The sequence below is a fragment of the Fundidesulfovibrio agrisoli genome (assembly GCF_022808715.1).
Classification (GTDB): domain Bacteria; phylum Desulfobacterota; class Desulfovibrionia; order Desulfovibrionales; family Desulfovibrionaceae; genus Fundidesulfovibrio; species Fundidesulfovibrio agrisoli.
The window spans coordinates 1-13,263 of record NZ_JAKZKX010000042.1 but is presented as its reverse complement, the minus strand read 5'-3'; the positions used below and the strand labels follow the sequence as shown (position 1 = coordinate 13,263).

The following is a 13,263-nucleotide window of genomic DNA, read 5'->3' as shown; positions in this document are numbered from 1 at the left end:
GAGGCGACTGCACTGATATTCTTCAAATATATCAGTGCAGTCGCCTCGCGGAGGGCCACCCTGGAGCCAGGACAGACGGAAGGCTCCGGCGGGCAACTGTCTTGTTTTCGCGCCCCCCCTGGAGAGGCGTGTGCGCGGCAACTCGCCGGGTGAAACCCGGACAAAAAGAAAAGGCCGCATTGCTGCGGCCCCGGTCGAATCAGAGAACGGAGGCCGCGTTCGCGGCCTCCAGGGATGAGCTACAGGTAGGCCCGGTTGGCCTTCTTCCTGGCGGAGCGGCCCAAAAGGTAGCCGAACAGCCAGCCGCCGAAGAACACGCCGGCCCCGGCCAGGAACCACTTCACGTCGGAGATGTCGCGCAGGGTCTCGTTCTCGCGGCGCAGACGCTCCATCTCCTGCTTGGCGGCGTCGTGGGCGGCGCGCATCTCCTGGAAGCTCTTGGTCATCTCGGCCACGTTGGCGTTGGCCTTGGAGAGCGTCTCGTACTCGCTCTTGAGCTTGGCGGCCTCGGTCTGGCTTGCGGCCAGATTCTTCTGGAGGTTCTTGTTCTCCTCCTCGTACTTGCCGATGATCGCCTCGACCTTGCCCGCCTTCTCCACCAGGTCGGCGTTGCGGGCCTTGAAATCCTCGAACTGGACCTTCACCGGGGCCTCCGCCGAGAGGTAGCGCTTGAGCACCCAGCCTTCCTTGCCGGTGTCCGTGCGCACCATGGCCCACTCGCCCTCGTCCCGGATCTTCTCGATGCGCGTGCCGCTCCTGACCATCTGGACGATCTTGTTGTCCAGCGATGGCCCGGTCCGCACCGTTATCTCCTGCACGTCGGAGACGTAGATCTGCTGCGCCCGGCCCTGGGCGGGCATCAGCAACAGCACTGCCAGGAGGGCGATATGATTTCGGATACGCATCTTCATCCGCCGTGATTTCGATAAATAGGGGGAGAGAAAACCAACCGGTCGCAGCACATATGCCGCAGGCCGGGGAAGTTAGTCAAGAACGCCCCGCAATTCAAGAGCTTCCTGATCGGACGGTTGCTTTGCTCCGCCGGTTGCGATATCGCCCGGACATGGAAGAAACGCAAAATGCCGCCCACTTCATGACCATCATCGATATGGCCTCCAGTTATCACGAACTGGCAGTGTTCCGCTCGCGCTACTTCACACTCATGGAGCGGACCCTCACCAAGGAGGCCTGCCGCCTGGTCAAGGACCACTGGAACAAGAAGGCCAAGGACCCCGACCTCCCCATCGCCCCGGCCGCCAAGGCCTGATCGAAGGACGCCCCGTCTATACGCGCGGGAGCTGCGCCTTAGCATTCCAATCAAAAGTCGATTCTCACAGCCTGTTCAAAAAACTCGCTGGCAAGGCGCAAGAAAAAGCCAAGCCCGACGCGTAGTTCTCCTACGTGAGGGTTTGGCTTTTTCGAAGCAACGCTGTCAGCGAGGATTTTTCAACAGGCTGCTAGCGCGCCATCTTCGGCTCGAACGTGGCGGTCAGCCACGCGGCGGCCTTGTCCACGTAGGCACCCTCCTTCACGCTGAGCACCCAGCCCACCGCGCCCAGCGCGAAGAACTTCAGCCACGGCGTGAATGAGGCGAAGGCCACATCCAGGTAGCTCAGCACCGGCTGGTGCACCAGATAGATCGCGTACGACGCCCCCGAGAGCCACAGCACCCAGGCCTTCTGCCCCACGCGCTCGGCCATCGGCGTGGCGAACAGCGCCACAAACAGCGCCAGGGTCCAGGCCAGGGAGGCGAACCAGGGCCTCGTCCAGCCCATCAGCGCCCACACCAGGCACAGCCCGCAGGCCCCGAAGATCAAGCCGCCGAGCTGCTTGTCCACGATCCAGATGCGCCCCGGCCGCTCCTTCCAGAGCTGCGCCATCCACATGCCCATCAGGAACTCCGGCAGGCGCGAAGGCAGGTTGAAGCTGGAAAGGAAGGCCAGGGTGTCGCCCACCCCGCCAGGGGCCGCCCTGCCCCACATCTTGAGCGCCTCGGTGAGCGGCCAGGCGACGAGCGTGGCCCAGATGGTCAGCTTGGGCAGCCCGTAGCGCCGCGCCAGCTTGAGGATCAGCGGCCAGGCCAGGGTGAACTGCATGAGCAGCCCCAGCCACCAGTAGGCCGCCGTGTTGGACATGAAGGACTGCGTGCGCAGCGGGTCCAGGAAGAACAGGTGGTACAGGGCCGAGGGCAGCCAGTCCGCCGGGTTGGTGACCCGGTAGACCACCGCGTTGCCCAGCACCACCAGCACCACGGCCACGTAGTAGTGCGGGCAGAGCCGCCAGAGCCGTTTGGGCACGAAGCTCCTGACCGTGGGTATGGGGGCCGGGTTCTCCCCCACGTAGGGCATGGCCAGCAGGAAGCTGGTCATCACGTTGAAGACCACCACGCCAAGGGCCAGGTCGACGAACAGCTCGCCCAGGAGCGTCCCGGCGTAGGCCTCGCGCAGGGGGCCGATGCCCTGGAAGAGGTGGTGCAGGAAGATGCCGATCATGGCGAAGGCGCGGATGAAATGCAGTTGCGGGATGTCTTTCTTCACGCTGGCGCTCCTGGGACTTCGGAGGCACGCGTGCGCCCCGACTTGACGAATATGTGAAAATTTCAACAAATAACTGATTTTCTTGCCAACTATCGCCGACCTGCGTATCGGATTGGACGCTGGTCCGCCGCCGCCTCCCAAGCTTACGGTAGCGGGCCGGAAGCATTACGTTTTCAGGAGAACCAGCCGACCACGCATGCCAGCCGCGTCCCGTCCGTCTTTCTCGTAAGCATCCGCCTTTCCATTCCGGCGATAGGATACCTGAAACTCGGGCCGTTGTCTTGCGCCCCCCGCGGGGCGTTCCGGCGTCGCGTCGCTGCAAACCTGCCCAAGGGCAGCCGCCAAGAGGTGCCGACCGTGGTGAAAATCGCCGGAGAGTGGCTCAATTCCTGTTCAGGGTGCGAGATCGCCATCCTGAACCTGGGTGAGACGCTGTTGACCCTGCTGCCCGAACTGGAGTTCGTCCACCTGCCGGTGCTGACGGACAACAAGTACTTCGGCCAGACGGGCGAGCGCGACGCCCTGACCATCCCCAGGGCCGTGGTGGGCATCGTCTCCGGGGGCGTGCGCAACGAGGAGCATCTGGAGGTGCTGCGCGAGCTGCGCGCCAAGACGGACGTGCTCGTGGCGCTGGGCACCTGCGCCACCGCCGGGGGCATCCCGGCGCTTGCCAACCAGACCTCGGCCGCCTCCATGCGCGAGCTCGTTTACCGGGGCCAGCCCTCCACCGTGCCCGGCCCCGACCCCGACCCATCCCGCCACCACATCCCGGCCATGCTGGAGACCTGCGACGCCGTGAGCCAGCACGTGAAGGTGGACCTGAGCGTCCCCGGCTGCCCCCCGCACCCGGACTGGATCGCCGAAGCCATCGTCTCCCTGCTGGAAGGCCGCGCCCCGGCCATGCCCGAGCGCTCCGTGTGCGACGGCTGCCCCACCCGCCGCCTCGGGCCGGATTCCGGCTGCGCCGGCGCGGGCGGCACCCTGCACCGCCTGCTGGAGCAGCCCGCCTTCGACCCCGACAAGGGCCTGGAGGAGATGCGCTGCCTGCTGGAGCAGGGCTTCATGTGCATGGGCCCCGTGACGCGCAGGGGCTGCGGCGGCCGCGAGGGCGCGCCCCGCTGCATCGCGGCCAGGGTGCCCTGCCGGGGCTGCTACGGCCCGGTGAACGCCCACAGCCTGCCCTTCGTGGACTACGTGGGCGCGCTGACCGCCGTGGGCCAGTCCTACGCGGACATGCCAGACAAGCCCGGCTACCTCTCGCGCTTCAACGGCTCCCACACGATCATCCGCAAGCTGGAGGACTAACCCGTGCCCCGCACCATACGCATCGCCCCCCTGACCCGCATCGAGGGCCACGCCGCCCTGGACATCCACCTGGACGAGGCCGGAGACGTGGCCGACGCCCGCATGACCGTCATGAGCCTGCGCGGCTTCGAGAAGTTCCTCATGGGCCGCCCCGTGGAGGAGGTGCCGCGCATCGTCACGCGCATCTGCGGCATCTGCCCCTGGCAGCACCACATCGCCTCCACCAAGGCCGCCGAGGCCTGCCTGGGCGTGGCCCCCACGCCCACGGCCGCCCAACTGCGCGAGCTGTGCCAGATGCTGGCCAGCATCCCGGACAAGATCCTGCACTTCTACTTCCTGGCCGCCCCGGACTTCGTGCTCGGCCCCGGCGCGGACCCCGCCCTGCGCAACGTGGCGGGCCTGGTGGGCGCGGCGCCTGAGCTGGCCCGCAAGGCCGCGCTGATGCGCTACCGCACCCAGATGGGGCTGGAGAAGTTCGCGGGCAAGGTCATCCACCCCGTTGCCGTGCTGGTGGGCGGCTTCTCCAAGCCGCTGCTGGAGCATGAGCGCGCCGAGCTGCTGGCCCTGACCCGCGACGCCCTCGATTTCAGCCTGGAGAGCGTCCGCCTGGCCCGCGAGACCCTGCTGCCGCCGCTGGTCAAGCGCTTCCGGGAGCTGGGCGAATACCCCAGCGCCTACCTGGGCATGGTCGACCCCAATGACGGCTCCCTGGCCCTGCACGACGGGGTGCTGCGCCTCATGGACCAGGACGGCTCCCACGAGGAGTTCCACCCCTCGGACTACACGTCGCACCTGGCCGAGAAGGTCGAGCCCTGGACCTACCTCAAGTTCCCCTACATGCGCCGCGCCGGACGCCTGGTGCTGGACGAGCGGGAGCCCGTGGGCCTGTACCGCACCAACTGCCTGGCCCGCGTCAACGTCTGCGAGGGCATCTCCACCCCCCTGGCGCACTCCGAGCTGGAGATCTTCCGCCGGGAGTTCGGCCGCCCCGCCCACCAGACCTTCCTCTACCACTGGGCGCGGCTCATCGAGCTGGTCTACTGCTGCGAGCGCGCCATCGAACTGCTGGAGGACCCGGCCATCCTAGGCCGCGACATCCGCACCCTGCCCATCGCGCCCCGCGCGGGCGAGGGCGTCGGCTGCGTTGAGGCCCCGCGCGGCACCCTGATCTATCATCTGAAGTGCGACCACGAGGGCATGGTCACCCACGCCAACCTGCTGGCGGGCACCACGCACAACAACGCGGGCATGAACCTCTCGGCGCGCCAGGCCGCCAGGTCGGCCATCAAGGGCGGCGTGTACGACCAGGGCCTGCTCAACACCGTGGAGATGAGCCTGCGCGCCTACGACCCGTGAATGAGCTGCGCCACGCACCGCCTGGATGGCGGTGTCGACGTGTCCCTGCGCCTGCTGGACGCCTCCGGCAACGTTCTGGACGAGATGGGCGGCCGCTGATGGACTGGTCGCGGATGTTCAAGGCCCCGGTGGTGGTCTTCGGCTGCGGCAACACCCTGTTCGGCGACGACGGCCTGGCCCCCCGTGCCGTGGCCGAACTGGCCGCCGAGCACGAGGGCCGCGAACGGGATGTGGCCTTCGTGGACGCGGGCACCAGCGTCCGCTCCCTCCTGGCGGACCTGCTCCTGCTCGGCCAGGCCCCCGGCAGGCTGGTGGTGGTGGACGTGGTGCGGGATTCCGGGCTTGAGCCTGGGGCGCTTAGCGAACTGCGCCTCGGGCCGCCCGAACCCGATTTGCCGGAGCGGGCCATGAGCCTGCACCAGGCGCCCACGCCCTTCCTGCTGCGCGCCATGCGCGACCGCCTGCGCTGCGAGGTGCGGGTGCTCTCCGTGCAGGCCGCGCGCATACCCGAACTCATGGAGGAGGGCCTGAGCCCCCAGGCCCTGGCCGCCCTGCCCGCCCTCAAGGAAGCCATCGTCTCGCTGTGCCGCACGCCGTCTGAAAGGAGCACGCAATGAACCTCGTCGCACACCCGGCTCAGTCCATGGACATGGACCGCCTGATCCACGACTTCAACCTCTGCTACGGCTGCGGCCTCTGCGGCGAGGTCTGCCCGCGCGGGGCCATCACCATCGACGCCTCCAGGGCCGCCGACGGCGCCCTGCACAAGCACCCCGTGCTGGATGAAACCCACTGCGTGCACTGCGGGCGCTGCAGCTCCGTGTGCGGCAGCGGGGCCATCAGCCAGGAGAAGTTCGAGGGGCTCGTGCAACAGATGAGCGAGGCCCGGCAGGAGCACCTGGTGTTCTTCTGCCGCAAGCTGAACCTCTCCCAGCCGTCCCCGATGCAGGGGGAAGCCCTTGGGCTCAACACCCCCCTCACGGCCGTGCGCATGATGCCGCAGCTCTCGCGGGTGAGGCTGCCCCAGGGTGTTAGGCTGGTGGACGTGCGCTGCACCGGGCGCATCGGGGCGCGCACCCTGCTTTCGCTCTTGCTGGCGGGGGTCAAGGGGGTGCTCATCTTCGCCTGCCCGCCGCACGACTGCGAATACGGGCGCGAAAGCTGCCTCTCGGCCTTGCACGTGGAAGGTTTGAACTCGCTGCTCGACGCTTACGGCATGGGGGAGAGGCGGGTGGAGATCCTCTTCGAGCAGCCCGAGAGCCCGGCCCACGTGGAGGCCGTGGTGGAGCGCTTCCGCCACGGCAGGCTGCGCCTGACCAGATAGGCCGCCCGCCTTGCCGGGCCGCGCCCTCAGGGGACGAAGCGGATGACCACCAGGGTCACGTCGTCCTCCTGGGGAGCGCCGTCCAGGAAGAGATGCCAGTCCTCGGCGATGGCCTCCATGATGGCCTGGGCGGGCAGTGTGGCGTTGGCCCGGATCACGGCGCGCAGGCGGTCCTTGCCGTACATGGAGCCGTCCGGGCCGAAGGCCTCCCACAGGCCGTCGGTGCCGAGCACCATGACGCAGCCCGAAGGCCAGCCCCGCATGCGCTCAGGCAGGTAGGCGCTTTCGGGGTCAACGGCCAGGGGCAGGCCCCGGCCCTTGAGCTCGCTGAAGGCGTCCGTGTCGGGATTGTAGACAATGGCCGGGTCGTGCCCGGCCCGGACCCACTCCAGGGTCTTGCGCGCCGGGTCCAGCACGAGCATGAACATGGTGATGAAGTGGCCGGCCCCGGCCACGTCGCGCGCCAGGTGGCGGTTGAGGGTGGTCACGATGCGCGACGTGTCGGAGAGACACAGCGCGGCCTGGCGCAGAAAGCCCCGGGCCGAGGCCATGAGCAGGGCCGAATCCATGCCGTGGCCGGAGACGTCCGCCACCACCACGGCCAGGCTGTCGCCCGCCAGCTCCAGGAAGTCGTAGTAGTCGCCCCCGGTCTGGCCGGAATAGACGGCCGCCGCGGCGATATCCAGCCCCGGCCGGACGGGGAGCTTGCCCGGCAGCAGGCTCCTCTGCACCGCCTGCGCCTGGTCCAGGGCGTTCATCAGGCTCACGCGGTGGCGCAGGCCCTCGATCATGGAGTTGGTGCGCGCCGCGATCACCCCGAACTCGTCGGCCGTGGCCACGGGGATGAAGCGGTCCAGGCGGCCCTGGCTCACCGCGTCCAGCACCACGGTCTGCTCCTGCAGGAGCCTGCGCAGGTTCTCCGAGTAGCGCAGGATCAGCCCGATCACCCCGCCCACCAGCACAGTGGTCACGAAGACCACCTCCACCATGACGGAGCGCTTGGCCTCGCCCAGGGCCTGGGCCCCGCTGGCGTGCGTGGCCAGCCAGTCCACGGCGTTGTTCAGGATCAGGGTGAGCAGCGCCGCCACCAGCAGGGTGGAGCCCGTGGCCACCACGGCCAGCTTGCGGGCCAGGGGGCGCACCTGCGCCGGGGGCTTGTGCCAGCTCTTGCGGCAGGCCGTGGCGATGATTGCCCGCTGGCGTCCCAGGGCCGCATCCATGGAGAGGAAGAAGGCCACGGCCGTCATGCCCAGGAAGAGCTTCACCCCGCTGAAGAACGGGAACCCGTGCACCACGCTGTTGAAGGCCACGGCCAGGAGCCCGGCCGCCAGCCCGAGGCAGAAATCGACGCCGAACTGCCAGCCCACCTGGACGAAGATGTGCCGCCTGTCCACCAACAGCCGAAGCAGCGGGCTCCGCACGCTCAGCACGGCCGCGTAGGCCCCGAAGATGATCGCCCCCAGCTCCACGGGGGGCAGAGACTCCATGAACGGTCAGACGTGCCCGCCGTAGAGCATGAGCAGCGCCGAGCCGGCCAGGTATCCCAGCCAGAGGCGGGGCGAGTACGCGTTGTTTTCCATCCGTGAGCCTGCCTGCGGCGTATGCGTTGCGGGGCCGCGCCCGCCATGCGGCACGGGGCGCGGGAACTTCCCACCGACTATGGCTGTTTTGCGCCCCGTTGTCGACCTGAAGAGTCGAAAAAAGCCCCCCGCTTTCGCGGGGGGCCTCGGTTCGCTGCTGCCCGCCGTGGCTAGTTGGCGGTGAGCTTCTTGTCGCCGTCCCAGACCTGGTCGGTCTTGGGCAGGGCTTTGAGGTAGGTGGTCCAGGTGTACTTCTTCAGGTTCTCCGGATCCATCTGCATCTTGCGGCTCCACTCCAGGATGGGCGGCACCAGGGTCTTGATGTCGCCTTCCAGGGTCTTGCTGATGCCGTAGTTGGTGGCCTGCTGGGCCAGGTCCGCGCTGCGGCGGGCGTACTCCTGGGAGCGGGCCAGGGTGTCCAGGGCCTTCACGGGGTTGTGGAAGCCCATGGAGTTCTCGGCGGAGATGATGTCCCACATCCACTGGGCGTGGCGCAGGTTCTCCTTGGCCTGGATCATCAGGTTGGCGGCGTCGGCGTTCTTGTCGCCCTTGTACTCGCCGGCCTGGCGCACGGCCTCGTGGGCGCGGATCACGTATTCGGCGGCCTTGTTGAGCTGGTCGTGCACCCTGGTCTGGGCGAAGAGCACGCGGCCCTTGAGGTATTCGGCGGTCTTGTCCTGGTGGCACTGCTTGCAGGTGCCGTCGATGTTGAGCAGCGGCGAGGTCCACTGGTGGTTGCTGATCTTCTTCTTATCGGGGTCCACGTTGCGGGTGTAGGCCATGTGGCAGTCCGCGCAGGAAACTCCGGCCGAGCCGTGGGGGCCGTTGATGAAGGTCTCGAACTCGGGGTGCTGGGCCTTGAGCATGGGGGTCTTGGAGACGGGGTGGACCCAGTCCGCGAACCAGCCTTCCATGCCCTTGTCTTCCACGACGCCGTGGTCCTTGTAGTATTCGTACATGTTCTCGGGGTCCACGCCGGCGAAGGGCTTGTCCGGGGTGGCGCCGGAGGTCCAGGGGAAGACGGGCTTCTTGGCCGCGCCGAACTTGGCCTCCTGGAAGTAGTACTCCACGTGGCACTGGGCGCACACGTAGGAGCGCATCTCGTTGCGGGTGGCCTTGGTCAGGTCCACGCCGAGCTTCTCGAAGGCGTCCTTGAGCGGAACGGAGGAGATGCGCAGCTTCATGTCCGCCGGGTCGTGGCAGTAGGGACAGCCGATGGTGTTGTCCTTCATGTCCTGCTTCTGGCGGAAGGAGTTGAACTCCATGGTCCAGACCTTGTCGCCGTATTCCTGCACCCACCCGGCCATCTTGTTGGTCTTGCAGTTCCAGCAGGTGGTGGGCAGGCCCGCCTGCTCGGAGTAGCGGTTGATGCGGTCGGTGTTCTCGATGTCCTGGATGGCGTAGGTGTGGCCGCGCGCCTTCTTGTATTCGAAGCTGAAGGGGTAGCCCAGCCAGAGGTTCTTCAGGTAGGGCTGCCCGGCCTTGGGGTTGCCCTTGGGGGGCTGGTGCACGGTGTCGTTCTTGTCCCAGGGCACGGGGCCGCCGTAATCGGTGAGCTGCTTGAGGTCGTCCTGGTTGTTGCGCTGGTAGGTGAGCCATTGGGCCGGGAAGATCTTCTCGAAGGCCTTGTTGGAGACCTCGTCGCTCTTGAGCCCTGTCTTATACACGGGAGGCTTGGGGGCCTCGGCCTGCTGGCCGCAACCGGCCAGGATCACGCTCAGGCCCGCAGCCGCGAGCAACGCCAGCAAAAGCTTGTTCTTAGCCATCGGCGACCTTCCTTGTGGAAATGGGGGTGCGGGACTTGTGCGGCACGGAGCGGTGGCAGTCCACGCAGTAGGGCTTGGAGTCCATGGCCACGGTGGAGACGGTGGCTCCGTGGCAGCGCAGGCAGTTGGCCTGGATGACGTCCTTGTGAAGCTTGCTGGCGTGGATCACGTCCGGGATGTTCTTGGACACGGTGCTCCATACGTCGCTGGCCCCGGCGGCGGCCTTGAAGGGGATCTTGGCGGCAAGGTTGTTGGGGGCGTGGCAGTCGTTGCAGGTGACCTTCACATGCCCGGAGTTCTGGTAGGTCCAGGCCTCCTCGCTCATGGTGTGGCAACTGGAGCAGAACGCCGCCGTGTCCGTGGTCTGCATGGTGTAGGCTCCGCCCGCGCCCAGAACGATGACCGCCGCCAGCACCATGGCCACGGCGAACCAGTTTGTGGTTCCTGATTGTTTAGGCGGGGAATTGCTCATGCGGCGTCCTCCTGTGGGCTTGCCCGGACGAGCTCCCGGGCGGTTGCTACTGGCATGCACACTAGCTCAAGGACATCTTGGAAAATGTGACCTGGATCACAAACGGGGAGAAAACAATACGTCGCGATTTCCCGCCGGACGGGTATAGTTGTCTGCAATCAAACATGTTTTCGACACTATTACCAGCCAGCGACACGGACGCAAGAGAAAACATGCGTATCACGAAACGTTCGCAAAAACAGTGGGCGCAGCCTGCATCGACGCACCGTCGCATGCGCGCGCTTCACCGGCGGCCGGCGGAACATCCCCGCCCCACGGCCTTGCATTCCTATAATTGTAAAATCAACGCACACGCGAGGCGTCACAACCCTCGCGCACCCTTCCTGCGGCAGTTGGCTGAGGCCAGGGCCGTGGCGAAAGCGCAGCCTCACGGGGGGGCGCGTTGCGCGGCTGCCGGGTCGCGCCAGGCGTGGCGCTCCCCGGAGCGGGAAGAGGGTCGAGGGGAGACGAGGGGGGGATGGGCGCCGCCTGGCGGGGACTGGCCTTCCCGCCCGGCGGGCTGGTTCAGTGTTCGATGACGGCCTGCTGGTCCGCCCTGTCCTGGGCGCTCTTGGCTGCGAGCGCCTTCTGCAGGTCGGCGTCGAGCTCCAGGAATTTCATCTTGGCCTTGAGCTTGGCCTCGCGGAACACGGCCGCGCGCTCGGACGCTCCGTCCTGGTTGGCCTCCTGCTCGGCGTTTTCGAAGCTCAGGTAGGCGTCGCGCTGGGCTTTCACCTTGTCGGCCAGCCTGGCGATCTCGTCTTGTGTGATGCGGTTCTGCGCATGGCCCGGCGGCTGCGCCCAGCACAGGACGCAAGCCCCCGCCAGCAGCAGGCAGGCGATGAAACGATGCATGAATACCTCCACGTCATATTCGACGGCGTGTTTTCCTCGGACTGCGTTTTCCCGGTAGCATGCCGGGCGGATTCGGGGCAATCTTTTGGGACAAGAGGCGAATTACCTGCCGGACGACGCAGACGCTGGGCCGCGCCCCGCGAAAAAAACGCATTGTCCGAGCAGGTTGTTGTCTGGTAGTACGGGGCACCGCTCGAAATTCACGAGGATACCATGCGCACCGCGAAAACATTGCTCATCGCCGCCGCCGTCGCGGCATCTCTGGCCCTCTCCACCGCCGCCTTCGCCGACAAGGTGGACTACTCCTCCATGCTCCCCGACCAGATCGAGGCGGCCATCCGCATGGAGCGCGCCAGCTACAACGACGCCATGAGTCGCCTCCACGCCCTTGAGAACAGCGGCATGGACAAGAACTCCCCCGAGTACAAGGCCAAGTTCGACGCCCTGGTGCGCGAGGCCGAGGAGCACCGCGTCAACCAGGACGTGATGCGCGAGGCCCTGCACGAGCAGCTCCGCAACTACAAGGGCAAGTAGCCCGGCCGCTCCCTTGCCCCCTGAAGACGCGGCAAAGGGCGCTCCCGGTTACCGGTTCGCCGCGACCGGGCGCACAAATCCGGCGCCGCTCCACGGGGCGAAGACCGCAACGCGACGACCAACAGGCCTCCCGCCTGGTTCCAGGGCGGAGCGTAGCGCAAGCCGCGGGACGCGGCATACCTGATCCGGCACAAAAAAAGACCCGGTGCGGCCCAAGGCCGCACCGGGTCAATTTCTTTTCCGTCAAACCCAGGGTTGGGGCTTCCCGGCCCCTGAGCTAGGCCGGGCGCATGGTCACCATGCGGCGCATCTCCTCCGGGCTGATGGCGTCGTAGATGCGGGCCATGGCCTGGAAGCACTGGGAGAGGTTTCTGTAGAGGGTGAGCTGGTCGAAGCAGGCCTTCTTGATCTCGGAGATGACCTGGACACCGGGGCGGATCAGGCGCACGGCCTGCACCACCGAGCCGGGATGGTCGCAAAGCACGATGTGCGCCGTGCTCCCGCCGGGAGCGGCCTCGAAGAACTGGCGGCGCTTCTCCTCGGGCTCGACGAAGATGTTGAAGGCGACCTCCAACCCGCCGAAATTCTCGATATCCAGCACCAGCACGGGGATGGCGTCCTCCACGTAGACCCCGCAGGAGACGGCGCCGGTGGCGAACCCCTGCACCTCCTCCCGCGAGAGGCCTCCGTAGAAGAAGAACACCTCGAACCCGCCCCCCACCAGAACCGGGGCCGGGCCTTCACCCTCGGGCCTGATGCCCAGGGCCTGGCCCACCTGCAGATCCAGCGCGGTCACGGTTTGCGGGCCTTCGGCTATTTCGCTTGCCTGGCCAGATCCTGGCGCAGCTTGGTCAGGTTGTCCTCGATGGAGTCGCCCTTCACCTTGAGCAGGGCCTGGCCGTAGGCGATGTCGAAGGGGATGATGTTGTTGGCCTTGTCCTGGTAGATGGCGGTCATGGCCTGCTTCACCTCGTAGGGGCGATAGGGGAACCAGCTGCTGAAGCACTCGCGGAAGGTCTTGTCGGCTTCCTGGGGGCTGGTCTTGGCGGAGTCCAGGGTCATGACGGCGCTCATGCAGACCGTGCGGAAGGCGAAGGCCATGCCCTCAAGGTACAGCTCGCGCTCCTTGTCGGTCATGCCGTTCCAGCGCTGGCCGAAGTTGCTCACGGTGGCGCGAGGCGCGGCGGAAGCGGCGCTCGAAGAGGCGCCCGAAGCGGCGGCCTTCTTGTCCCCGCCCTTCTGCTGGGCGAAGGCGGGCACGGCCAGGGCGAGGATCAGGGCCAGGGCGGTCAATAAGGCTTTGCGGGCCATTGCGGTCTCCTTGGGTGAGTGGTTGCGCCCCGCGGGGCTTTCGGGGTGTAGCCCCACTGGCGAAAAAATCAAGTGCGGCCTGGAGGGCCCGTCCACCTCGGCACGGTATCCAGGCAGCCTTGGGGAGGGGCCAGCGCGGCGGGGAGCCGGCCGATGTTGTTCAAATCCATCGGCAGGCTCCCCG

14 protein-coding genes are annotated in these 13,263 nt (G+C 66.9%); 6 read left to right on the top strand and 8 right to left on the bottom strand.

Annotation, left to right across the window (positions count from 1 at the left end):
- Positions 1-239: 239 nt before the first annotated feature.
- On the bottom strand, positions 240-905 hold the full coding sequence (locus MLE27_RS17610) for a TIGR04211 family SH3 domain-containing protein (protein ID WP_243313926.1): 666 nt from the start codon (positions 903-905) through the stop codon (positions 240-242).
- A gap of 188 nt (positions 906-1,093) precedes the next feature.
- Between MLE27_RS17610 and MLE27_RS17605 the strand changes: the two genes are divergently transcribed.
- Positions 1,094-1,267, top strand: coding sequence for a hypothetical protein (locus MLE27_RS17605; RefSeq protein ID WP_243313925.1), 174 nt, complete (start codon positions 1,094-1,096; stop codon positions 1,265-1,267).
- A 190-nt stretch (positions 1,268-1,457) separates the two neighbouring features.
- Here the strand turns inward: MLE27_RS17605 and MLE27_RS17600 are convergent, their stop codons facing one another.
- Complete coding sequence (locus MLE27_RS17600; protein WP_243313923.1) at positions 1,458-2,537, bottom strand: acyltransferase family protein; 1,080 nt, start codon at positions 2,535-2,537, stop codon at positions 1,458-1,460.
- A gap of 360 nt (positions 2,538-2,897) precedes the next feature.
- Here MLE27_RS17600 and MLE27_RS17595 point away from each other — a divergent pair, with 360 nt between their 5' ends.
- The 4 genes from MLE27_RS17595 to MLE27_RS17580 all read left to right on the top strand — a co-directional run bounded on the left by MLE27_RS17595 (position 2,898) and on the right by MLE27_RS17580 (position 6,522).
- Positions 2,898-3,842, top strand: coding sequence for an NADH-quinone oxidoreductase subunit B family protein (locus tag MLE27_RS17595; RefSeq protein ID WP_243313921.1), 945 nt, complete (start codon positions 2,898-2,900; stop codon positions 3,840-3,842).
- A gap of 3 nt (positions 3,843-3,845) precedes the next feature.
- Positions 3,846-5,198 (top strand): Ni/Fe hydrogenase subunit alpha, encoded by a 1,353-nt coding sequence (locus tag MLE27_RS17590; RefSeq protein WP_243313919.1) that lies wholly within the window; start codon positions 3,846-3,848, stop codon positions 5,196-5,198.
- 98 nt (positions 5,199-5,296) lie between these two features.
- Positions 5,297-5,815 carry a hydrogenase maturation protease gene (locus MLE27_RS17585; RefSeq protein ID WP_243313916.1) on the top strand — a complete coding sequence of 173 codons (519 nt, stop codon included), beginning with the start codon at positions 5,297-5,299 and terminating at the stop codon, positions 5,813-5,815.
- On the top strand, positions 5,812-6,522 hold the full coding sequence (locus tag MLE27_RS17580; protein ID WP_243313914.1) for a hydrogenase iron-sulfur subunit: 711 nt from the start codon (positions 5,812-5,814) through the stop codon (positions 6,520-6,522). Before MLE27_RS17585 ends, MLE27_RS17580 begins: the two co-directional genes overlap by 4 nt.
- A gap of 26 nt (positions 6,523-6,548) precedes the next feature.
- On the opposite strand, the gene MLE27_RS17575 is transcribed toward MLE27_RS17580, so the two are convergent.
- The 4 genes from MLE27_RS17575 to MLE27_RS17560 form a co-directional block, all read right to left on the bottom strand.
- Positions 6,549-8,009: a PP2C family protein-serine/threonine phosphatase gene (locus MLE27_RS17575; RefSeq protein WP_243313912.1), complete on the bottom strand. Its 1,461-nt coding sequence runs from the start codon at positions 8,007-8,009 to the stop codon at positions 6,549-6,551.
- Positions 8,010-8,272: 263 nt separating this feature from the next.
- Positions 8,273-9,868, bottom strand: coding sequence for an ammonia-forming cytochrome c nitrite reductase subunit c552 (locus MLE27_RS17570; protein ID WP_243313910.1), 1,596 nt, complete (start codon positions 9,866-9,868; stop codon positions 8,273-8,275).
- Positions 9,861-10,340: a cytochrome c3 family protein gene (locus tag MLE27_RS17565; RefSeq protein WP_243313907.1), complete on the bottom strand. Its 480-nt coding sequence runs from the start codon at positions 10,338-10,340 to the stop codon at positions 9,861-9,863. The genes MLE27_RS17570 and MLE27_RS17565 overlap by 8 nt, the downstream gene beginning before the upstream one ends.
- 564 nt (positions 10,341-10,904) lie before the next feature.
- A complete protein-coding gene (locus MLE27_RS17560) occupies positions 10,905-11,234 on the bottom strand; it encodes a hypothetical protein (protein ID WP_243313906.1) in 330 nt (109 codons plus the stop codon).
- 213 nt (positions 11,235-11,447) lie between these two features.
- Here MLE27_RS17560 and MLE27_RS17555 point away from each other — a divergent pair, with 213 nt between their 5' ends.
- Entirely contained in the window at positions 11,448-11,768 is a 321-nt protein-coding gene (locus MLE27_RS17555) for a hypothetical protein (RefSeq protein WP_243313903.1), read from the top strand.
- 277 nt (positions 11,769-12,045) lie between these two features.
- Here MLE27_RS17555 and MLE27_RS17550 read toward each other — a convergent pair whose 3' ends face one another.
- Positions 12,046-12,564, bottom strand: coding sequence for a hypothetical protein (locus tag MLE27_RS17550; RefSeq protein ID WP_243313902.1), 519 nt, complete (start codon positions 12,562-12,564; stop codon positions 12,046-12,048).
- Positions 12,565-12,581: 17 nt separating this feature from the next.
- Complete coding sequence (locus MLE27_RS17545) at positions 12,582-13,079, bottom strand: hypothetical protein (protein ID WP_243313900.1); 498 nt, start codon at positions 13,077-13,079, stop codon at positions 12,582-12,584.
- Positions 13,080-13,263: the final 184 nt, after the last annotated feature.

Excerpts from the sequence above, each read along its gene's own strand:
- MLE27_RS17610 (WP_243313926.1), bottom strand. The coding sequence starts at position 905 with ATGCGTATCCGAAATCATATCGCCCTCCTGGCAGTGCTGTTGCTGATG.
- MLE27_RS17605 (WP_243313925.1), top strand. The coding sequence starts at position 1,094 with ATGACCATCATCGATATGGCCTCCAGTTATCACGAACTGGCAGTGTTC.
- MLE27_RS17585 (WP_243313916.1), top strand. The coding sequence starts at position 5,297 with ATGGACTGGTCGCGGATGTTCAAGGCCCCGGTGGTGGTCTTCGGCTGC.
- MLE27_RS17580 (WP_243313914.1), top strand. The coding sequence starts at position 5,812 with ATGAACCTCGTCGCACACCCGGCTCAGTCCATGGACATGGACCGCCTG.
- MLE27_RS17575 (WP_243313912.1), bottom strand. The coding sequence starts at position 8,009 with ATGGAGTCTCTGCCCCCCGTGGAGCTGGGGGCGATCATCTTCGGGGCC.
- MLE27_RS17570 (WP_243313910.1), bottom strand. The coding sequence starts at position 9,868 with ATGGCTAAGAACAAGCTTTTGCTGGCGTTGCTCGCGGCTGCGGGCCTG.
- MLE27_RS17565 (WP_243313907.1), bottom strand. The coding sequence starts at position 10,340 with ATGAGCAATTCCCCGCCTAAACAATCAGGAACCACAAACTGGTTCGCC.
- MLE27_RS17560 (WP_243313906.1), bottom strand. The coding sequence starts at position 11,234 with ATGCATCGTTTCATCGCCTGCCTGCTGCTGGCGGGGGCTTGCGTCCTG.
- MLE27_RS17555 (WP_243313903.1), top strand. The coding sequence starts at position 11,448 with ATGCGCACCGCGAAAACATTGCTCATCGCCGCCGCCGTCGCGGCATCT.
- MLE27_RS17545 (WP_243313900.1), bottom strand. The coding sequence starts at position 13,079 with ATGGCCCGCAAAGCCTTATTGACCGCCCTGGCCCTGATCCTCGCCCTG.